Below are 21,964 nucleotides of genomic sequence, written 5' to 3' on the forward strand. Positions count from 1 at the left end.
TGGTTTTTACTTAAACAATAACTGAGAGAACAAATATATGTCATGTCGCCAAACTGGCCAAGTATGTCCGCCAGCATATTCGCTGTATTTATATTTGATGCCCATTTCATCAAATTTCTTCATCATAATTTGGCAATTGGCGTGAGCAATGTCTTCTTTACCACCTTGCGAAATCCAAAACTCTTTGATGTTGGTATTGATTTTATCTTTGTTGGTTTTCATGAATTCGTATTGTGGGTCTGAAAGTTTGGTATTATTGGCCCACCAACCCGAACTGAAAACACCGAGATAATTGAATATATCGGAATTGCGAACTCCAGCGTGCAAAGTTTGCAAACCACCCATCGAAAGACCTGCTAAAGCACGATTTTTGGCCTCGATAGAAACTTTATAATTTGCTTCTACAAATGGAATTAGTGCATTTTTTAGCTCATTTTCAAACTGATTGAGTTGCTGCATGCCGAATCCTGCGGGGCCACCGCCACCTTGAAAATTACCATCCATCATCACTATTACCATTGGTTTTGCTTTCTTTTCGGCAATAAGATTGTCTAAAATCAAATCAGTTTTGCCTTGAGTAGCCCAACCACGTTGGTCTTCTCCACCACCGTGAAGTAAGTAAACCGCAGGATATTTTTCGGTAGAATTATCGTAGCCTGGTGGCGTATAAATGTATGCTTCACGCCAAGAGTTGGTTACTTTTGAATAGTATTTTTTTACACGAACATCGCCGTGAGGTACATCTTTCAAAGCATAAAAACCGCCTTCTTTGTAAGGAATTTCGATGCCACTGGCCATTCTGCCCATACCATAAAAAGTTTCGCTGGCTGGGTCGGCAACAGCTACGCCATCAATCAATAATGAATAATAATGAAACCCACGGCTGATTGAATCGGTTGTTACATTCCAGAAACCACTGGTGTCTTTTACCATGTCATATTTTCTGCCTAAATCAATTTGCACTTTTTGTGCTTCAGGTGCTTTTACCTTGAAAATCACACGATTATCGGGCAAAATCTGCGGGTATTTGGCATTGCGAATATTGCTTGCGGCAGGAGTTCCTAAAACTGAATATTTAGTAAAAGTGCTTGGATTGGTAGGTTTAAACAAAAACTGTGAAAACATATACAATCCATTTTTCCACACTTTAAAGTCATGCCCTCCTGCTTCAAGATAATAGATATGAGGCACATCGTTTTCGTACATGTAATCGTGTGTACGCTTACTGAAAGTTATCAATCCGTCGGCATCACCACATGAAATAAAGAGCAATTTCAACTTCTTTTTAGCTTCTTCGGGGTTTGGCATTAATTCCTTCGGCACTTTTGTATTTGGAGCTGAAGAAAATCCACCCACCCAAGCGAATTTATCGAGATTTCCCAGTCCGAAATTCAATGATTGTCCTCCCCCCATCGAAAGCCCAGCAATCGCACGATTTTCACGGTCAGTTAGTGCTGAATAGTTTTTTTCGATGTAAGGAATGAGGTCATTCAATAAATCTTTTTCAAAAGTTGCAAAGGCCTGAACTTTGTCGGGAGCCATGATATTTCCAGTTGAACGGTCGTCTTTCATGGCACGACCATTTGGCATTACAACAATCATTGGTTGAATTTTCCCTTCGGCAAAAAGATTATCCAAAATATTTTGTGTATTTGCTCCTTTAAACCATTCGAGGTGGTCGCCACCGATGCCGTGAAGAAGATAAAATACGGGATATTTTTTCTTTTTATCGTAGTTTGGCGGCGTGTAAACCAAAGTTTTACGGGTGCTTCCTACAGTTTTTGATTCGTAAAGCACGGTGTCAATTTTTCCTTCGGCAATACCATTTTTGGCATTTTCGTAGCCTTTTGGCATTTCTTTTTCCATATTTTGTGCGAAACTTATGCTTTGACACAAAAACAGAATAGCAATTATTGAAAGTAGTTTTTTCATATTTAGAGGTTAAAAAGGTGAAAGACTGAGGTTATTTGGCGGGTTCAATGATTTTGTAATTTCCACTGAGGTGCATCAAACTGAATAAATACATTAACCCATCGAAGTAAGGGTCGAAATAACCATCTTCGTAAGGTTCAAGTTTGGCATTCCAGATGGCATCAACGAAATCTTTGCTGTCTTTTTTGTTATTTATAAGGGCTGTTGTGGCCGCTGTAGAAACCAAACCGATAGAATGGCGAAGTTTTTTAACTGGACCAGCTTGCAAAATAAATTCTGGTTTTGAGCCGTCGAGATTAAACTGGTCGTCGTAGGTATCCAAACCTTTTGAACGCAAGAAGTTTTGGAATCTTTTGGCATAATCCAATTGCCATTTTTTGTCTTTTCCGTACCAAGTATAATCCATTGCAATGTTCATCGGTACACGCCAAGAGTCATATCTAAAACCTGGCGGCATCCAACGAGTGGGGTGTGGAGCTCCACTAAATTCGGTATAATCTGAATTTAAGGCAGTTACTGGATGGCAAGCTCGGTGTAAAAATACTCTTGAAGTATCGGCACAGGCTTTGTAAAAATCTTCGTGACCATCTTTTGCATATTTTGCCCAAATTTCATAAAATGCTGGCAAGTGATAAGATGGGTCAGTCCATTTATAATTGGCACCTTCTGGCACGAAACTTATCTGTTTGGCATCGGTATTGATGACATTGTAGATATTTCCTGTACCGTCTTTTTTCCACATATTGTCTAAAATACGGCGGGCTTCTTTGTAATAATTGATGCCCGTATCGTTGCCCCAACGGTTAGAGGCAAACAAAAGGCTAGTTACAAAATAGAGTTCACCATCAGAAGCCGAACCTTGCGAGTTTTTCTTTTTTGTTATAGGATTAATACTCCACGCAAAATACGCCTCTCTTGGCCCGCTTTGGTGCTGAGAATATTTAACTGCCCATCGCCAAATTTTATCAAAAACTTCTTTTTTATTTAGTTGAACGGCCACCATCATGCCGTACGACATTCCTTCGGAACGTGCATCTTTGTTTTTTACATCCGAAACATAAGCCAAAGAGTCTTCTTCTTCAAAATAAACTTTGTTTGGGCCTTCAAAAACATCATAATATGCTTTTTGAAGTTTGGCGTCTATATCTTTTTGGCTATAACCCATTTCCTTAAATACATTTCTGTACTTAGGTTTTTGTGCATTTATGGTAAACGAACAAAAGAGCAATAAACCTAAAAGACCGACGAGCCTTTTATATTGATTGTAATATTTAGTTTTTTCTTGTTTCATCAATCTTTGGTAATTTAAAATATTCTAAAAATGGAACGCTGATAACGCTGATGAAAGCAACGCTGATGCCCGCAGATTTTTCGTTGATTTCAGCATCCCATTTCTAAAAATAAAGCTATACTTTATTTTGGTTATCAATTAAAAAGCTTTGGAGCCATCTGTAATAAACTGCGTCTCCAAGTTTGGAATTCGTGGGCTGTGCCTTCCGAAATATATCCATCAACGTTAAAACCAGCACCTTTTAGTTCTTCGGCTGCCTTGCGGATTCCATCTGGACGCTCTTTGCTGCCACAGCTTAAAAAGATGTATTTTGGTTTTGGTTTATCTTTGAAATCGGTTGAAGCGTAAGTTCCGCCACTCAAAAGACCATAATAATCAAATACTTCTGGTTTGTTTAAAGTGATAGTTTTTGTTTCCATTCCACCCATCGAAAGGCCTGCCATTGCACGTTTTTCTTTTTTAGCGATTGTTCTGAAATTGGCATCAACATAAGGAATCAATTCATCCACCAAAACAGTTTGAAAACCATCAATCTTAAAATTACGCATTCCGCCCATTTTTATTTCGTTAGTCATACCATACGTACACACAATGATGAATGGCTTGATTTTTCCATCGGCAATCAAATTATCCATTATCAAATTGGCTCTGCCTTGATTCATCCAAGCGGTTTCGTCTTCGCCCCAACCGTGTTGTAAGTATAAAACTGGATATTTGTCTTTACCTTTTTCATAGCCTGGAGGCGTGTAAACAAACGCTCGGCGAGAAGTATTGGTGCTTGGAGAAGGGAATAAGATTTGCTGAACATTACCGTGAGGAACATTCTTGAGAGCATAAAAATCTTGGTCTTTGGCAGGAATTTCGATGCCACTTTCCCAACGAACCGAGCCGTAATAGTTTAATGTACCTGGGTCATTGAATTTTCCGCCATCTATTTTAACATTATAATAGTGAAACCCTTCGTCCATAGGGCCATCAGTAGTTCCCATCCAAGTGCCATCTTCTGCTTTGGCGAGCTTTGTACCGCCACGGCCACCCAAACCTAAACTCACTCTTACGCTATCGGCAGTAGGAGCAACGATTTTGAAGCGTGCATAACCCTGCGAGTTTACCTGCGGGTATTCTTGTTGCGGTTGGTTAAGTACCGAAGGTTTGAAATCTTCGACAATGGCAGGCTGTTGTGCCTGTGCAAAGTTGATGCTACCCACGATTGAAGTAGCGAGAAGGCTAATTTTGAGAAAGTTTTTCATTTTTTTATGAGTTGAATATTATTTAAAAATTTCTTGTAAAGAATTGGCTAAAAACAACTTACAGTTCATCCAAGTGTGTCCACCCGAAACGATGAGCGGTTTAATTTTGATTTTCTTTTCTTCAAACATGGCAATATTTTTCTTCACGCTTTCATAAAGAAAATCGTCTGTACCTACACTGATAGTAAATAATTTGACTTGTTTGTTTATCAAATCTGCATTTGGAGTCCAGTTATCGAAGTTTTTCTTGAATTCTTCGGTTGCTGTAAAAGGTGCATACGAGCAGATATAGCCAAATTTATCGGTATTTGTAAAGCCGATATGGAGCGTTTGACCACCGCCCACCGAGAATCCCGCTACGGCACGATTTTCTGAGCCAGCTTTTACAGGATAATTTTCTTCAATAAATGGAATGACATCATTGACAACATCTTTTGTAAAATCGGGCATCGGTGCAGGGCGAACATTTCCGTAAGGCATCACGATAATCATTGGTTTAGCTTTACCTTGAGCAATGAGGTTATCAGCGATAAAATTTGCATTTCCAACTTTCGTCCATGTTTCTTCGGTGTCTGAACCGCCATGAATCAAATACAAAACAGGATACTTGGTTTTGCCACTTGCATCAAAATTCGGTGGCGTATAAACCAATACTTGACGAGTTGTATTCAACGATTTTGAATTATAAAGCTGATACGTAATCTTTCCGTGTGGCACATTCTGTAAAGAATGAACCAATGGTTTATCTCCCGGAATATTTACAATACTACGCTTAAAACGCTCATTTGCAAATACATAGGTGTTGTTTGGGTCAGAAACTCCAGTACCATCCACTACAAAATTGTAGGGATAAATATCTGGCGTAATCGAAGGTACGGTGATGCTCCAAACACCCGAAGTGTCTTTGCTCAATGAAACAGGGTCTTTCAGAAATTCCCCTGAAAGTTTCACTTCTTTGGCCGTTTTAGAGAAATACCTAAACGTAACACTCTTATCGGCATGTACTTGAGGCGAAACAATGATAGGTGGTCGCTGTGCCTTCGCAAATCCTCCCAAAAGAAGAAGAATTAAAACGAGTAATTTTGAGCTTTTCATTTGGTTTTATTTAAACAAAATTGGCAAAGTTTCATTGAGGTATTGCTTCACATTCATCCAAGTATGTCCACCTGGAATGGCGTAGGTTTTCACATTTATTTTCTTATCTTTCAAATATGCTTCCCATTCAGTTGTGCCTTTGTATAAGAAATCTTCCGTACCAATGCCTGACCATAGAAGTTTAAAATCTTTGTTGGTTTTAGCAGGATTTGCCGTGATGTTCGTAAAACTTTTGTCCATTTCAGCAGGCGAAATGTATGACGCATAACTACATACGTAAGCAAATTTATCGACATTGTTAAAGGCAGCACGGAGCGTTTGACCGCCACCACGAGAGAAACCACCAATAGCACGGTTATCACGGTTGGCAATTACTCGATAATTTTTCTCGACGTAAGGAATAATGTTCGTAATAAGGTCTGTTTCAAACAATTTCATGCGTTTGAGGGCATCTTCACCATCACGGCTCATCACATCAGATGGTTTATCTTTACCAGTTTGTTCGGCAATGCGTGCCATCGGATTTCCGTAAGGCATCACCACAATCATTGGTTTTGCTTTACCATGGGCAATCATATTATCGAGCATTAAGTGAACTTTTCCTACTTTCCAAAAAGTTTCCTCAGTATCTGTTGTACCACTGATTAGGTAATAAACTGGATATTTTTTTGCCGTTTCTTTGCTATAACCTGCTGGCGTGTAAACTACAACAGTACCCGTTGAGCCTTCAACTGATGGATAATATTCGTATGTGATTGAGCCATGAGGTACATTTTGAAGTGCATAAATTGCAGGAGAATCCGATGGGATTTCTACCAAACTACCCTTGAAACGCTCATTTGGGAATAAATACGTATTAGCTGGGTCGTTTACGGTAACTCCATCTACTTTAAATCCATACGGATAAATATCAGGCTTAACAGGGCCAACTGTTATTGACCAAACACCATTTTCGCCTTTGGTCATTGGTACATTTGCCGAACCAAATTGGTTGCCATCAAGCAAAATAGTGGTGGCAGTCGGTGCTAAAAATGAGAAAGTTACTGTCTTATCAGGATTTACTTTCGGAGAAACCACAATTGGGCCACGAGGTGGTTGTCCCTGTGCAAAATTGCTAAAGCCCAAAAAAGCAATTAGAGCCAAAAGGAATAGACTTTTGTTTGTTTTCATAATTATAGAGAAAGGTTTATTATTTAAAAAGTTTGGGGGCGATTACACTCAGATAGTGTTTTACATTCATCCATGTGTGTCCACCTTCGGTAAAAAGGCTTTCATACTTGATTTTCTTCTCATCAAGAACTTTCATAAATTCTTGATTGACAGTATAAAGCGGGTCTTCTTTGCCAACACCAATCCAAAGAAGTTTGAGATTTTTATCGGTTTTTGCTGGGTCTTTGAAAGCCGCCTCATTGTTACGGTCGAATTCATTTTTGAGCATTCCAGGGGCAAATCCGCACACGTAAGCAAATTGGTCAGTATTGTTAAATCCAAAATACATGGTAGTGCCACCACCACCTGAAAAACCTGCGATTGCTCGGTTATCTTTGTTGTTGATAGTTCGGTAATTTTTCTCTACGAAAGGCATCAGATTTCCGAAAAAGTCTTTCTTGAATTCTTGCAGATTATCCCAATTTCTGAGGCTTCCCGACGATTTAGAAATAACTGGATAGGCTCTTCCGTAGGGCATTACAATAATCATGGGTTTGGCTTTTCCTTGGGCAATGAGGTTATCGAGAATGATATTCGCACGGCCTACTTTTGTCCAAGTTTCTTCGGTGTCGGTGGTGCCATGAAGCAAATAAAGCACTGGATATTTGACATTTGGATTATTTTCATAGCCAGCTGGGGTGTAAATTACCACAGGACGAGTACCGAGTTCGGGCGATTGATAATAGCGATAAGAAACCGTACCATGAGGAACATTTTGTAAAGTATGCACTAATGGAGTACTTCCTGTAATTTCGACTACACTATTTTGAAAACCTTCATTCGGAAAAATAGCGGTATTGTTTGGGTCAGCCACCGAAACGCCATCAACATTGAACGAATAAGGATACATATCTGGCTTGATAGGCGAAGTTTTCACCGACCAAACTCCTTTTTCATCTTTGCTCATGGCCAAAGCGGCTTTTTCAAACTGAGCACTCAGTTTTACTTCCGTGGCTTTTGGGGCATAAAATCGGAAAGTAACGCTGTTATCGGCATGTACTTCGGGAGACACCACGTTTGGGCGTGGTGTAGGCTGGGCGAAATTCAGGGTAGCACTTAGGATTAACCCAGAAAAAAGTAAAAGTGATTTTGTTTTCATAATTTAAGGATTGATTATTAATTACTTAGCCCATTCTTTACCTTCGGGCGTTCTTCGCCATTCAAAATATTTATCCAAAACTTTCATGGCGTCTTCACTTGGAACTGGCCCCATGTAGGCTTTTTGGTTGAAATACATCACCTTAGGATTTTTAGGTGAAAACGCCTCCCATTTAGGTACAGAACCGCCATTGGGATGACCGTATTTTGCAAAATTTGTCCAATAGGTCATGATAGTTTCAGAAACGGCTTCGTCGGTTGGAGTACGATTTTGGTCAGCAGGATTCAAATTTCCAAACACAAAAGCTACATCTTGCCCATGAGGTGAGCCGTAGCCATATTTTGGAAAACCAACTGGATGCTCTGGGTGTTGGTCGAGATAATAGTAAAATACTTTTTCTTTCGATGTTTTAGCTTGCAGGTTAGCCCAAGCCCAAGTTTGCCAGCCAAAAGCCGCATCACGAGCGAGGTCACGAGCAGTTTTTGGTACATTATTCTCGCCTACAGGATAGGCCTTTATCAAACTTTCTGCAAATTTCCCATAGCGTTTTTGGGTACTTTCGATATAATCTTTGGGTGTTTTTGGAGGCTGAAAACTCGCTCCTTCATCTGAATTATAACCTATTAAGACAGGAGTATGGTTGTATTTGCCTTTTTCGTATAAAACGTGTTGGTCGTCAGGAACTACATAACCATCCACAATCGGCCAGCCGCCTGGCTGCCCAAATCCGCCTGGGAGTTTTTCGGCTGGAATTGCTCTCATTTCAGCGAGAGATTTTGCACCTGTTTTTTGCATGAATTCTACTCCTTGGATTTCGGCCAAAGATAATAACTTCATGTTTTCGCCTGGGTACGTAGTAGTTCTGTTTGGTCCAAACGAACCGCCACTTTGCGAAATAGCTCCATGAAAAAGTCCTTTTGCCAAAGGTGAAGCACAAAGCATACTTACGGCAATTCCTCCTGCTGATTCACCAAAAATGGTAACCTTATCAGGATTTCCGCCAAACTGTTTGATGTTTTCTTTTATCCATTTCAAACCAGCAATCATGTCCAGAAGTCCATAATTTCCTGATGTTTTCTGTGCAGTTTCGGCACTGAGTTCGGGGTGAGCCAAAAAGCCCAACTGACCAACTCGGTAGGCAATGCTTACCAAAATTACGCCCTTTTTGGCTAATTTTTCACCATTAGAAACAGGCTCTGCGGTAGAACCAAAGGCAAAACCACCGCCATAAATCCATACCAATACAGGTAGATTTTCGTTGGCCGTTTTGGCTGGCGACCAAACGTTTAAGTACAGGCAATCTTCACTTTTACCCGAAGGCGGATTCCCACCTTGAAACGGAACAGGTGCAAACTTGGTGGTTTCTTTCACTCCCGACCAACTTTGTGCAGATTGTGGGGCTTTCCAACGTAATTCACCAACTGGTGGAGCGGCAAAAGGAATACCTTTGAAAACAGCCAATCCATTTTCGACTGTGCCTTGAATCAATCCTTCTTTTACCTTTATTGGGCCACTGATTTGAGCAAAATTGAGCAATGGTACGAATAGAAATGCAATTAATTTGTTAGTTATAGCATTTTTCATAATCATCTGATTTACAATAAATTATTTCGTTTCATCCAATCGAAAAGTGGGTCTGTCCACCCCTTGTAACGGAAGATAAATCCGTGGTCGCCTTTTGGGTAAACGTGCATTTCTACCTCAACTTTGTTTTTACGAAGTTTTTCAAAATATTGAATGCTATTATCAACATCCACCACTTTATCATCGGCAGCGTGAGTAAGCCAAGTGATTGGCGTATTAGCTTTTACCTGTAATTCATTAGAAAACAAATCTTTGTCTTCTTGAGAAGGCGTTTTACCAATCAAGGCATCACGAGAACCGCCATGCGTGAGGGCATCTTGCATTGTGATTACTGGGTAAACGAGAATCTGGAAATCAGGTCGAAGATTGGTATTCTGAGGGTTTTCGATGTAAGATTTCTCGAAATGTGTAGCGGCTGTACTTGCCAAATGCCCGCCCGCACTAAAGCCCATTATGCCAATTTTATTTTTGTCTATACCATATTTTTCGGCATTTTCACGCAAGTATTTGATGGCTTGTTGTGCATCTTGTAAGGCCCGATTTTCTTGTCCTCCATGATTTCATCGCTTGGCAAACGATATTTCAATACAAATGCGGAAATCCCTTTTTCTACAAGGCTTTTGGCTGTTCCGAGACCTTCTCCATTATAAACGATTACACCATAGCCACCGCCCGCAATTACGATTACTGCCGTTCCATTCGGTTTTTCGGGCTTAATATATTCGAGTGTTGGCACAGTTACATTGCGGTACATGCCACGGTCAAATGTCTCCGCTTTTTCAGTAGGCTTGGCGTTGGCAACTTGTGCAGGATAGAGTTTTATAATTTCCTGCGAAAAAGCGGAAAACCCACACAAGAGAGCGGTTATTAAGAGGAATTTATTTTTCATTGTAAGGTTGAATTAAAATATCGGTTATTGTCTGTGCGGACACAGACAATGGCATTTTTTTATTTTTTTGAATATTGCATTAAAGCTTCAGCGTAGCGTTTGCCAAATTCACGAACACCTGCTGAGTCGAAATGCAAACCATCTTTGGCAGCAGTAAGACCAGTTGATGAAACCACCACCGCTTTAGGAATTGTTTGTGGAAGCGTGGCGATGATTGGATTGTGGCTCGCACATTTGCCCCCTTGTTCTGCTGATACCAATTCACCTGACAACAAAGGAATAGAATTTGGGGCTATGTTTAAATCGGTTAAAATATCATCATAAATCTTTTTAACTTGGGCTGGCCAAGTTTTGTCACCCGTATTTGATTCTCCTTGGTGGAGCAAAATGCCTTTGATAAATCCTGATTTTTGAGCGATTTTGGCCATTTCTATCAACCTTTCGTAGGGATTTCCACCGTAGGCATCGGCCATTCGTATCATCCATGGTCTCTCTTTGGCAGAGGAGTCCAAGTAAGCTTTATATTTTACTTTATCAAAAATCTCGATTTTACTTCCTGCCACCGCTACATGAACCAAGCCGAGTGTTTGGTTTTGAGGCATATTCTGAATCATTGTTCTACCAAAATAGTCAGCTGGCGAAAGACGAGTATCACAACGGCAGAGAGGTGGTTTTGCGGTGTACCATTGCCCCTTTTGGCGGTTGAGTTTAGCACAATCTAAGGCTTCCAAGACTTTAAAACGACTGTCGATATTGACGGTATCTTGTGCTTCAATGCGTGCCGCACCCTCCATATTTGACTGACCAATGCAGAGATAGATATGGAAATTAGGGTCTTGTGCGAAAACTTTGCCCATCAACAGCAGTAAACTAATAGAAAGTAATAGCTTTTTCATTGTTCTTTATTTTTCTGAAATTTTATCTTCGATTCTGAAATAATCAAAATCGGCAATACCGCCTATTTCTTTGGTGGCAAAATTGAATAAACTGAATCGGTAACCCATAAAATGCGGTAGCGTATAAGGCATTTTTAGTGGTTCACCAATTTTTACCCAAGATTTTCCATCTAAGCTGTAAAAGAAATTCGCCATATCGGCTCGGTCTTTGAAATTACATTCAGCTTTGAAGTAAACGGTGTTTCGTGAAACTGACACTTTCTCAATTTCAACAGCTTTGCCACCTTTGGTACTTACCATGATGATAGATTTTGTGCCGTTTTCGTTTTTCAAACCTACAAATCCATAATTTTTTTGGAGTAAACCCAATCCAGCAATATCACCATCTTTCATTTTTGAAGCATCAAGAGCAATCGAACCTGTACTTTCGGGTCCAATGGTACGTTGCGTAAGCGTATTTCTTGCCGAAACAAAAGAAGTGTCAATTCTGCCAGTTTTTAGGCGAAGAAAACCTTTTCGTTCGGTAAGCGACCAAAGCGAATTGTCAGGATTATGATTCCATTGCCAAACTAATGGTAGCGTAGGCTCACCTTTTTTTCGAGTAAATTCATCAGAATTCACAATATTTGGAATCAGACTTTTATTAGCTGGTAAGTTTAGGCTCATAGGTACTTTACCATTTTCACCCAAAACTGGCCAACCATCTTTCCATTCGACAGGCACTAAATAAGGAATACGACCCACACCGCCATTGTCTCGGAAAAGATAAGAAAACCAACGTCCATCTGGCGTGTCAATCAAGCCACCTTGAGCTACGCCCAAATCTTGAAAACCAATTTTCCCTTCCCAAGGTCCAGAGATTTTGTCGGCACGGTGAATAAGCACCGTTCGCATTCCGCCACGTGGCCAAACGATATTGAAAAGGTAATATTTGCCATTGTGCTTGAAAAGCTGCGAGCCTTCTGCCTGCAACATAATTGGGGCATTGGCAGCGGCAGAAGCGTTTTCTATCAAGGTTTTTTCTTCTGTACCTTCCATTTTTCCACTCAAATCAGACTTTAATTCTATAATTTTGAGTTTTCCTGCACCGTAAATGAGGTAAGTTTTACCATCGTCATCAAAGAAAATGCTGTGGTCGTGGTAAGCAGGGGCAAAGGATTTTTCTTTCCAAGGCCCTTTGATATTTTTTGAGGTATAAATATGCGTTTTGCCCGATGTGGCCGCAAAAGTGCTGACCATAAATTCGCCATTGTGGTAGCGAATACAACTCGCCCAAGAACCTCGACCGTAGGTATTTTGGCCATTCGTTAGATTCATGGCATCGTTTTCAACTAATCTATCATAACAATAGCTTTCGAGTTTCCAGTTTACTAAGTCTTTTGAACTCATAATTGGCAAACCAGGACTCATGTGCATCGTGGTGCTACTCATGTAATACGTATCACCCACACGAATCATCGATAAATCTGGCACATCGGCATGGACGATTGGGTTATGAGCTTGCCCAAACCCAATCTGACCTGCCAATAGCAAAAAATAAATATTTAAGATTTTTCTCATTTTTAAAGCGTAATGCTTACCACAAATCAATACAGATTTGTTTGTTCATCATTTTTTATCATACCGTCCAGTTCATCTACCGAAATTTCGAGTTTTCCATGCTCAACCAAAACTTTGGCCAAAGAAGGCACACTTGCTTGTTTTGCCACATCAACTTGCCACAACTTCGACCGAATGATACATTTGGCACAGTGCATAAAAGCTTCTTTTACGCTTACAATTATGGCGAAAGATGGCGTTTTACCATCCACAGTTAGTTGCTCCAAGACCCATTTATCTTGCACTATTTTAGCTTCACCATTGATTCGCAAAGTTTCTCGCACACCCGGAATCAAAAATATCAGTCCGATATTAGGGTTTTTGATGATATTACTTAGCGTATCCGCTTTGGCGTTGCCAGGTCTGTCGGGAATCGCCAATGTTTTTTCATCCAATATTTTCACAAAACCTGCTGGGTCTCCTTTGGGCGACACGTCCATGTTTCCCTCCAAGTCCGAAGTAGCGATTGTAATAAATGGCGATTTTTCGATGAAACTTCGGCAATGTTCATCTATATAATTGATGGTTTTTCTAGTTACTATTTCTGACGGATAACCTAAAGTGGCTCGCAGTTGCTCTTCTGATGTTATGGTATGCTCGAAATTCATTTTAGTAAATAGAATTAAATGTTATCTCAAAACGGCATCATCACCGCTGTATTTCAAATACTTAAATGTTGCGTTGTTGTCTGATTTTTCTCCGTTCGAAGTGGCATACATGGCAAAAACATTACCAATAAAACCGCCCGAAACTCTGGTAGATAGGTGTTTACCATCTTGGTTTTCGGCCAAAACTTTAAAGTCTTTGCCGTTTTCTGAAATAGCAAAATGGCATTTATCTGCATTATTAGTGATACGTAGCACTAATTTTCCATTGCCAACTGGTAACGTATTTATCAACTCTACATCTTTTTTGCGGTGAACACTTTTGTATAATTCTACCTGAGTTTTACCATCTTTGATTGATTTTGCCAAGAAATAGTAGTGACTTTCGTCTTGATAAATCACCAAACCCGCTTTTTCTTTTTCAGATTTTGGAGTAAAAACAAGTTCCGTTTCGGCCGTGCTGTTCATGTGTTGCTGGCGTTTGGCTACAAAAGAAGGATTCCCCAATTCTGAAATAGTTTCAGGTTTGAGGTTGAGCGTAAGACCTTTTTTAGAAGTTTTAAACGAACTGCTATCAACTTTTCTTAGGTGCATCATCGAAAGGTCAAGACCTTTGTCGAACTTCATTGTGTAAGAAAAATTGCCGTTTTGTGGCAAAGCTCCTTTTTGTTTAACTTCTTTGATATTGGTTTTGTATTTGTATTCGATGGCTTTTTCGCCGTGTTCAATCATTGGCCAATCGTTCACCCAAGTAAGCGGAGCAATAAACATTTCACGACCAGTGTTGTAATAATCGCCTTCGTAAGGGCGAACAGCCAAGAAAATTGAGTACCAATTACCATCCGGCCCTTCGATAAACTGGGCGTGTCCTGCTGAAGTAATTGGATTTGGGCGGTCGGCAGGTAAACCTCTTTGAGTTAAAACTGGATTTCCTTCATACGGCACATACGGCCCCCAAATGTCTTTGCTACGCAAGGCCACTTGCGAGTGATTCACCGATGTTCCACCTTCTGCACAATATAAAATATACCAATCGTTACGTTTCAAAATGTGTGGACCTTCAATCCAAACAGGTTTTTTGGTAATGTCCACACCACCGTTTATCAATTGCTTTTTCTCTCCAATGGTTTTCAAGTTTTTGTAATCAAACTCATACATTTGCACAGTGCGGTGGCCAGGGTAAAGTGGCTTATTATCAGGAGCATCACTGTTATAAACGATGTAGGCCTTATCCGTGGCTTCATCGAAATAAATTGATGGGTCGATTCCTCTTACTTGTGGCAATTTTACAGGATTGCTGTAAGGACCAGCAGGATTCGTGGCTGTCACCACAAAGTTGCCGTCGTGGTCAATATCAGTACAAGTAACGTAGTAAATACCTTTGTAATAAGTAATAGCAGGAGCAAAAAGCCCACGGCTCATACGCTCGCCCATGAAATCCATTTGTGAGGGGCGGCTAATTACATTGCCAATTTGTTTCCAGTTTTTCAAATCACGGCTGTGCATAATGGGCAAACCTGGGAAATAAGAAAAAGTAGAATGTACAGAATAATAATCTGCACCTACTTTTACGATGCTTGGGTCGGGATAAAAGCCTGTTAATATCGGATTTGTAAGGGTTACTTGTGCCGATGCGATTTTTACACAACAAACCAATACGATGATGCTACAAATTTTTGCTAATTTCTTTAACATTGTAATCTTTGTTTAATTCGTAAATTTTAAAGTGATAAAGTGATGATTTGACCTTTTTGAGTGGCAATGTCATACAATTTTGTTGTTGCCAAAGTAGGAACTTTTATACTTGATTTTTCTGAAATAACAGGTTTGGCTGTTTCATCTAAACTAAAAAATGGGTTGGTATTTTTGCCATTTGCCTCTTTTAGTTTTGCTCCATTGTTTTGTTTCAATTCATTTGGCGAACGCAATCTAAGATTCCCTCCGAGATTAGATTTTACGACCAATTTCATCAATTTGGCATCTTTCCATTGCATTTCTACGATTTCAAAACCTCCGATTGCTTTCAAGCCCGAAATTTTTCCCGAAGGCCAAACATCTGGCAATGCAGGAAGTAAATGCACTGCTCCATCTGAACTCTGCATCAACATTTCGGTAATACCCGAGGTACAGCCGAAGTTTCCATCAATCTGAAAAGGTGGGTGAGCATCAAAAAGGTTATTGTAAGTACCGCCCGCACCACGTTCGTTGCCAATTGGTGTTAATTGATTTTGAATCAATTTATAAGCGTGGTTGCCGTCTTGCAATTTCGCCCACCAGTTTACTTTCCAGCCCATACTCCAACCTGTCGAAACATCTCCACGGTAAATCAAGGAGTTTTTTGAAGCCTCAAAAAGTTCGGGTGTTCGATAAGCCGATATTTGATTAGAAGGATAAAGACCATACAGATGCGAAATATGGCGGTGTTTATCATTCGGGTCGTCAATATCGTCGAGCCATTCTTGTAATTGATTATGCTGCCCGATGTGCATTGGCGGTAATTTATCTCTTAATTTTTTGAGAGAATCTACAAAAGCAGCATCTTTTTTTAGAATCTGAGCGGCACTGATTGCCTTGCTGAACACATCAAAAACTATCTGATTGTCCATCGTAACGCCCGCATCAAGCGAAGAACCATCGTGAGCCGCAGGAGCATTTTCAGGAGAATTTCCAGGGTTTACGACTAACCAATTATTCTTATTTGGGTGCGGAATCAAGAAATCGGCATAAAATTGTGCCGCTCCTTTGAGTGCAGGATATGCCGAAGCCAAAAATGCTTTATCACCAGTGTACAAATAATGTTCCCACAAATGTTGGCTCACCCAGCCACCGCCAGCTGTCCACATTCCCCAAAATGCACCGTCAATTGCACCAGTTGCTCGCCAAATATCTGTATTGTGGTGAGCCATCCAGCCTCTTGCACCGTACATATCTTTGGCGGTTTTCTGACCAGTCACCGAAAGTTCTTGTACCATTTTCAAGAAAGGCTCGTGCAATTCTGAAAGATTAGTTTTCTCAGCTGGCCAATAGTTCATTTCGGCGTTGATGTTGATGGTATATTTGCTGTCCCAAGGTGGGTTGATGCGATGATTCCAAATTCCTTGCAAATTGGCAGGTTGTCCACCAGGTTGTGAAGAAGAAATGAGTAAATACCGCCCAAATTGATAATAAAGAGCCACCATTTGTGGGTCGTTGGTATTTCTGAAATTTCTTAGGCGTTCGTCGGTCGGAAGTTTTACGGCATCGGTTTCACCTAAATCAATTTTTACTCGATTAAATAATCTTTGATAAGCTAAAGTGTGCGAGTTTAGTAACGAACTGTAAGTTTTAGGGTAGGCTTTGTTTAAATATTCGGCGGCACGTTTGTTTTCGTCACCACTTAAATCTTGATAATTATTAAAATTAGTAGCTATTGAAATGAAAATTGTAGCAGAATTTGCTCCTTTCACTATCAAAGAAGTATCGGTTGAATGAAGGCTACCACCTTCTAATTTTATTCGGGTAATTCCTTTAAATTCTACCATACCTTTCACCGTTTCGTGGTCGCTTGTTGTGCCCGAAATCGTTAAATCTTTGGTTGGGGTAGTGGCAATCGTTTTTCTTTTTTGTGGAGAAGAAATATTGGCATTGAATGAAAGATTTCCCGCTTTGCTGGCCGAAATTTTCATCACAACAACCCTATCGGCCAATGAAGCAAAGGCTTCACGGGTATAAGTCACATCGCCTACTTGATAAGTTGTTTTTGAAATGGCTCGTTCAATGTCTAATTCTCGGTAATAATTTGTAAAGTTTTCATGGCCATCGAAAATTAAGTTGAGATTCCCGACGGGTTCAAATTTTTGTCCGTGTGAAGTTTTGGTGATAATGGCTTGATTGGCCAATTTTTCGGCTTCTTTATGATTACCCTCAAAAATTAACTTTCTGATTTCAGCTAATTTTTCGAGTGATTGTGGATTATCGTTTCGGTTGGGGCTTCCACTCCAAACCGTATGTTCGTTAAGTTGAATTATCTCTTTTTCTACATTTCCATAAATCATCGCCCCCAAACGGCCATTTCCAATTGGTAAAGCGTTTTCCCAAGTATTTCCGGCTGGTTGTTTGTACCAAAGTTTTAAAGGAGTTTGAGCTTGGGCGAATGTTGCCCAAGAAATAAAGAAACAAAGCGTTACTTTTTTCATTGTAAAGGTTGAATATCTGCAAAATGCCGAACTTGAAAAAACAACAAACCTACTGTAAAACAGATCAAATGACTATTTTAACAATCTATTTATATATCAATATATTATATTAATATTTATATGTGTCATTTTTACACAAATATAAATGTAATTTTCAAATGTTCTAATAAATATTAATAAAATTCAAGGATTTTAGAAGAACTCCTTTTGGGCAGGATCAACGAATAAAGTTGTTCGATCTATCGTTTATCGAATAACACTATTATTTAAAACACTGTAGGTAAGGGAAAAATAAAATTAGGTAATGTAAGATTTTACCAAGAAATATAATGATTCAAGTTAACTCAAAAATTAGAAATATAGAGATTTCTCAATACTTTCAACCATTGACTTGTCATGAAATCAAATAGCTGCATTCACCAAAGGCGACACCTTGTTACCAATCAGTTCTATTGCATTCAACAATTTTTCATGAGAAAGACCTGCATTATCCATTTGGAAGGTAACCCTTGAAACTCCACCGAGTGCTTCGCTATGTCTAAGTATTTTAGCGGCTACTTCTTCCGGACTGCCCACTAAAAAAGCACCCAAGGGTCCAATTTGAGACATAAAATGAGATTTTGTTACAGGTGGCCATCCTCTTTCTTTGCCAATTCGAGTAAACATTTCGGCGTAGCCTGGGTAATATTCTTCGATGGCCGTATCCAAATCTTTGGCCACATAACCCAATGAATGTAAGCCCACTTTGAGTTTTTCAGGCGAATGGCCAGCTTTGCGACCAGCCTCTCGGTACAAATCTACCAAGGGTCTAAATCGGTGTGTATCGCCACCGATAATGGCAACCATAAGTGGCAAACCTAAAACACCAGCTCTTACAAAAGATTGTGGTGTACCCCCAACTCCCAACCAAATAGGAATATCTTCTTGAATAGGTCTAGGATAAATGGCTTGGTTGTTTAAAGCAGGCCTAAATTTACCTGACCAAGTAATGGTTTCGGATTCTTTGATTTTTAATAGCAAATCTAATTTTTCAACAAAAAGCTCATCGTAATGATGCAGATTAAGCCCAAAAAGAGGAAAAGCATCCGTGAATGAACCACGGCCCACAACCATTTCTGCCCTGCCATTTGAGATTAAATCTAAAGTCGCAAAGTTCTGAAAAACTCTAACAGGATCTGCAGCACTTAGAACCGTTACTGCACTACTTAGTATTATTTTTTCGGTTTTTGCGGCTGCGGCTGCCAAAATCATCGTAGGTGCTGAATCCAAAAATTCTTTTCTGTGGTGTTCGCCTATGCCAAAAAAATCCAAGCCTGATTTATCAGCAAAAGCAATTCTTTCCAATAATTCAGAAATTGCTATTTGACTATTTTTATTTGTGTCGGGTTTTGAACTATCTTTTGCCGCAAAACTATCTATTCCTATTTCCATTGATTCAGTGTTATTGCTTTTCTACAAAAAAATACAAGAGTTGGTTCAACTACAGATTCATGAAATAATGAAATGCGTTGAATTGTGAGGTGTACTTTTCGGTATCTAGTTTAAACAAGGAAGCCTTTTTGGTTGTAGAATTGTTATCTTTTTCGCCTGTGTCTATCAAAAGTTTGGTCGATAAAATCTTTCTACTGAAGTTCCTTCTGTCCAATTTGTACCCATAAATAGCCTCGTAAAGTCTTTGCAAAGCAGGAATGGTAAACTTATCCGGCAATAGTTCAAACCCGATTGGGTGCAATGCTGCCTTATATCTTACTTCAGCTATGGCCTTTTCTACCATATCGTTGTGGTCAAAAATCAGATTGGGTTTCTCGTCTAAAGAAAACCAATAGCCATTTTTAGACTTTGCCAATTCAAAATCATGGTCTTGGATGTTTATTAAGGCGTAAAAACAAACAGAAATCGTACGTTCAACGGGGTCGCGGGTTACATTGCCAAAACTTTGGAGTTGCTCAAGATAGACGTTGTCTAAGCCAGTGAGTTCATTCAAAATTCTTTTGGCTCCATTTTCAAGATCTTCGTCTCTTTTCAAAAAACCTCCCATGAGCGACCATTTGCCTTGCTCGGGTTCAAAGTTTCGTTTGATGAGTAATAATTTAAGGTTTTCGCCGTCAAACCCGAATATGCAACAATCTATGGCTAGGTTTATCTTGTCGGCTTGTAGGTATTGATTCACTATTTATTCAATTCAAAAATTTCCAATTCTATATATTCACAAATTCTAATTCTCTATTCTTACTCCCGTAATTTTGGTAGGAAACCAAAGCTTCATTTCTCCAATTCCTCTATTCGACCTGGCGTAATAGGGTATCAACTTAACCGTTTTGGTGGAGGTATTTATCTCTTGCTCTGTAAAATTAAACACCTTAGCAGTTGTGGACAAAGTTATAACGCCGTTAAGCAAATTCGGCTCAAAATTATGAGTGAAATTACTGGCCGTTCCAAACACTATATTGGAGGTTTTACCATCATTATCAGCAAATTCAGCACAATACATAAGTGGCCCTCGTTGTATAGAAATCAAGTTTTTGTTAGTTTCTATTTTTTCATTTGAATACACCTTTTGGGTGTACATCGGCAGATTGAGTTCTACAATATCACCCTTTTTCCAAAGTCTATTAATTTCAAAATATCCTTGATTATTTCTTCTGACATCTACCTCTATTCCATTCACTTTAACAATTCCTCCGTATTCAGAAATTTCCCTTACTTCATACAGATTTGTAGGGAATATGCGGCCATCTATCCACCCTGGAACACGAAGATTTAAACTAAATGTAGTTCCTTTTTTATTGTTGGTACCAACCTCAAACTTCACATTTCCTTCCCACGGCATGTTGGAAGTTTGCTTTACACTTACACTATTTTTGGTATCGATGGAGAAAGAACTTTCGCTTCCAATGTATAAATTCACAAATACTTGAGCTCCTTTTTGGGCATAAATATAGCCTGGTATAGAAGGCATAAATCTACAAATGTTTGAAGGGCAACAAGAGCATTTAAACCATGGCGATCGCTTGTTTTCACCACTAAGTTTTCCATTGATTGTGGTGTATTCCATCGGATTGGCATAATAAAATGTCTTTCCGTCGAGACCTATTCCGCCCAAAATACCGTTGTAGAGCGTTCTCTCCACCATGTCCATGTATTTTGATTCGCCGGTGAGCATAAACATCCGGTGGTTCCAGTACACATTGCCTATGCCCGCACAGGTTTCGCAATAAGCCGACTCATTGGGTAATTGGTAGTCTGGCCCAAAACCTTCCCAGCCACCAGACGAACCTATTCCGCCAGTGATATATGTTTTCTTTCCAGCTGCGTTTTCCCAAATTTTAATGATGGCATTTAGGTAAGCCTGATTTTGAGTCAAAGCCGCTACATCGGCCATTCCTGAGTATAAATAAGTTGCCCGAACGGCATGTCCTATGGCCTCGGTTTGCTCTATGGCCGGTTTGTGATCCTGCCAATATTCTCCAGTTTCCCATACAGTGGCTTCTTTGTCGCCAGCCGTTTTGGCATAAATACGTTTACCTCTACATTCTATAAAAAACTGTGACAAATCTAGATATCTTTTATCGCCAGTAGCCAAATACATCTTAACTAAACCAATTTCTATGACCTGATGACCCGGAGCAACGGATTTTTTACCCGGCCCAAAAACCGTCAGAAGATGATTGGCATTTTTTATGGCCAAATCCAACATGTTTCTTTTGCCTGTAGCCAAAAAATGTGCCGTAGCCGACTCATAAAAATGACCCATGTTGTAGAGTTCATGGCTCAATTCGTGTTCCTTTTCATAGCGTTGGGAGCCTATCCATTCGTGGGTATCGCCCATGGTTCGGGTGGTAAAAAGATAACCATCAGGCTCTTGAGCTGCACCAATGACTGCAATTAATGAATCGACGTAATCATCGAGTTTTTTATCATATTTTATTTGAAGGGAATAAGACGCTCCTTCGATGATTTTATAGACATCCGAATCATCAAAGACATACACCCCACAAAGTTTTCCAGAGCGAGCAGCCGCTTGCTCGAAATTCTTGATTCGGCCCGTAATTTTAGACTGGTGAAAAGACCAAGAAATGGTTTCGGTACGATTAATTTCTATTTTAGGTAGCCAGAAATTATCGTTCAAGTGTACTTTGTTAAAGGTTATGCCTTGATAAGGGTAATAACTCTGGGCATACAAAACACCCGAAAATAATATCAGAATACTCGTAAGTATTTTTCTCATGGTTTTAGGGATAGAATAGATGCCATAAACTTAGCTATATTTTAAGAAAAATAGAACCATTTGGCCAGTTTTTATACCAAAAAGCTAAAAAACGACACAAGTCATCTACCCC

Annotated in this window: 15 protein-coding genes and 1 pseudogene; all 16 read right to left on the reverse strand. The window is 39.7% G+C overall.

All coding sequences use genetic code 11. The features are described 5' to 3' along the window. Window positions 1-6: 6 nt before the first annotated feature. The 16 genes and pseudogenes from EGI31_RS03285 to EGI31_RS03360 all read right to left on the reverse strand — a co-directional run bounded on the left by EGI31_RS03285 (window position 7) and on the right by EGI31_RS03360 (window position 21,852). Entirely contained in the window at window positions 7-1,932 is a 1,926-nt protein-coding gene (locus tag EGI31_RS03285) for an alpha/beta hydrolase-fold protein (protein ID WP_255035722.1), read from the reverse strand. A 31-nt stretch (window positions 1,933-1,963) separates the two neighbouring features. Next, window positions 1,964-3,223, reverse strand: a complete 1,260-nt coding sequence (locus EGI31_RS03290; protein WP_255035723.1) for a family 8 glycosyl hydrolase — start codon at window positions 3,221-3,223, stop codon at window positions 1,964-1,966. Window positions 3,224-3,357: 134 nt separating this feature from the next. Further along, a complete protein-coding gene (locus tag EGI31_RS03295; protein ID WP_255035724.1) occupies window positions 3,358-4,473 on the reverse strand; it encodes an alpha/beta hydrolase-fold protein in 1,116 nt (371 codons plus the stop codon). Between the two features lie 18 nt (window positions 4,474-4,491). Beyond that, complete coding sequence (locus EGI31_RS03300) at window positions 4,492-5,568, reverse strand: alpha/beta hydrolase (RefSeq protein ID WP_255035725.1); 1,077 nt, start codon at window positions 5,566-5,568, stop codon at window positions 4,492-4,494. 6 nt (window positions 5,569-5,574) lie between these two features. Further along, complete coding sequence (locus EGI31_RS03305; RefSeq protein WP_255035726.1) at window positions 5,575-6,738, reverse strand: esterase; 1,164 nt, start codon at window positions 6,736-6,738, stop codon at window positions 5,575-5,577. Window positions 6,739-6,757: 19 nt separating this feature from the next. Further along, the gene (locus EGI31_RS03310; RefSeq protein ID WP_255035727.1) at window positions 6,758-7,876 is read right to left on the reverse strand and encodes an esterase; all 1,119 of its coding nucleotides are present in this window, start codon (window positions 7,874-7,876) and stop codon (window positions 6,758-6,760) included. Between the two features lie 21 nt (window positions 7,877-7,897). Continuing rightward, window positions 7,898-9,460, reverse strand: a complete 1,563-nt coding sequence (locus EGI31_RS03315) for a carboxylesterase/lipase family protein (protein ID WP_255035728.1) — start codon at window positions 9,458-9,460, stop codon at window positions 7,898-7,900. Window positions 9,461-9,471: 11 nt separating this feature from the next. Further along, window positions 9,472-10,349 (reverse strand): annotated as a pseudogene (locus EGI31_RS03320) (alpha/beta hydrolase). A 59-nt stretch (window positions 10,350-10,408) separates the two neighbouring features. Further along, window positions 10,409-11,245, reverse strand: a complete 837-nt coding sequence (locus EGI31_RS03325; RefSeq protein ID WP_255035729.1) for a sialate O-acetylesterase — start codon at window positions 11,243-11,245, stop codon at window positions 10,409-10,411. Between the two features lie 6 nt (window positions 11,246-11,251). Continuing rightward, window positions 11,252-12,805, reverse strand: a complete 1,554-nt coding sequence (locus EGI31_RS03330) for a glycoside hydrolase family 43 protein (RefSeq protein WP_255035731.1) — start codon at window positions 12,803-12,805, stop codon at window positions 11,252-11,254. Between the two features lie 26 nt (window positions 12,806-12,831). Beyond that, on the reverse strand, window positions 12,832-13,452 hold the full coding sequence (locus EGI31_RS03335) for a pyridoxamine 5'-phosphate oxidase family protein (protein WP_255035732.1): 621 nt from the start codon (window positions 13,450-13,452) through the stop codon (window positions 12,832-12,834). 21 nt (window positions 13,453-13,473) lie between these two features. Continuing rightward, window positions 13,474-15,144, reverse strand: a complete 1,671-nt coding sequence (locus EGI31_RS03340; protein WP_255035734.1) for a glycoside hydrolase family 43 protein — start codon at window positions 15,142-15,144, stop codon at window positions 13,474-13,476. A gap of 26 nt (window positions 15,145-15,170) precedes the next feature. Beyond that, window positions 15,171-17,624, reverse strand: a complete 2,454-nt coding sequence (locus EGI31_RS03345) for a glycoside hydrolase family 95 protein (RefSeq protein WP_255035735.1) — start codon at window positions 17,622-17,624, stop codon at window positions 15,171-15,173. A gap of 402 nt (window positions 17,625-18,026) precedes the next feature. Next, window positions 18,027-19,055: an LLM class flavin-dependent oxidoreductase gene (locus tag EGI31_RS03350; protein ID WP_255035736.1), complete on the reverse strand. Its 1,029-nt coding sequence runs from the start codon at window positions 19,053-19,055 to the stop codon at window positions 18,027-18,029. Between the two features lie 49 nt (window positions 19,056-19,104). Then, a complete protein-coding gene (locus tag EGI31_RS03355; protein WP_255035737.1) occupies window positions 19,105-19,794 on the reverse strand; it encodes an NUDIX hydrolase in 690 nt (229 codons plus the stop codon). Between the two features lie 45 nt (window positions 19,795-19,839). Then, on the reverse strand, window positions 19,840-21,852 hold the full coding sequence (locus EGI31_RS03360) for a glycoside hydrolase family 127 protein (protein ID WP_255035738.1): 2,013 nt from the start codon (window positions 21,850-21,852) through the stop codon (window positions 19,840-19,842). Window positions 21,853-21,964 lie beyond the last annotated feature (112 nt).

The organism is Lacihabitans soyangensis, assembly GCF_024343775.1.
Lineage (GTDB): Bacteria > Bacteroidota > Bacteroidia > Cytophagales > Spirosomataceae > Leadbetterella > Leadbetterella soyangensis.